General features: G+C 33.3%; 1 protein-coding gene. It reads right to left on the bottom strand.

Features of this window, described 5'->3' with window-relative positions:
- Positions 1–681 carry a fructose-6-phosphate aldolase gene (locus tag OCV55_RS13925; RefSeq protein WP_119362616.1) on the bottom strand — a complete coding sequence of 227 codons (681 nt, stop codon included), beginning with the start codon at positions 679–681 and terminating at the stop codon, positions 1–3.
- Positions 682–696: the final 15 nt, after the last annotated feature.

Raw genomic sequence — 696 nt, 5'->3', positions numbered from 1 at the left:
TTATAAATCACAAATACCTTTACCTTCTCCATAAACATCATACCAATCACTATTGAAATCATTCACTGCTTTTTCAATACTTGGATTCGCAAAGATTTGTTTTAAGACTTCTACTGGCGCTGTGATTGCTTGACTTCCATAATTGAAGGCATCTCTTACTTGTTGTACTCCTTTAAAGCTTGCTGCTAATATCTTACAATCATAACCATCTTGTACGATTCTATTAGATAATTCATTGATCAGTTCCATTGGATCATTTCCTAGGTTCCCTATTCTATTGACATAAGGTGCAATATAGTCTGCTCCTGCTGCCAAGGCCATATAGGCTTGCATCAAATCATAAACAGCTGTTGCTGTCACATTGACTCCTTCTGCTTTTAGTTTTTTGATGGCTTTGATTCCTTCATATGATACGGGTACTTTGATATAGACTTGATCATCGATTTCTTCTAGTATACGATGGGCTTCTTTTACGATTTCATTACATTCCTTAGAAATCACTTGAATATGAAGACTTCTTTCTTTTCCTATGATTTTCCTGACTTCTTTCATATGTTTAAAGAAATCTTTGGGACTTGTTTTTTTCACTATTGAAGGATTACTTGTTACTCCTACAATTGGCATATATTCTACTGCTTCTTTTATATCTTCTAAGTTTACTGTATCAATTATAAATTCCATTTTCTTTTCTCCTAT

Source organism: [Clostridium] ammoniilyticum (assembly GCF_025566905.1).
Classification (GTDB): domain Bacteria; phylum Bacillota_I; class Bacilli_A; order Erysipelotrichales; family Coprobacillaceae; genus Faecalibacillus; species Faecalibacillus intestinalis.
This window is presented reverse-complemented; position numbering and strand designations above follow the sequence as displayed.

Coding starts and splice junctions, on each gene's coding strand:
- OCV55_RS13925 (WP_119362616.1), bottom strand. CDS start 681: ATGGAATTTATAATTGATACAGTAAACTTAGAAGATATAAAAGAAGCA.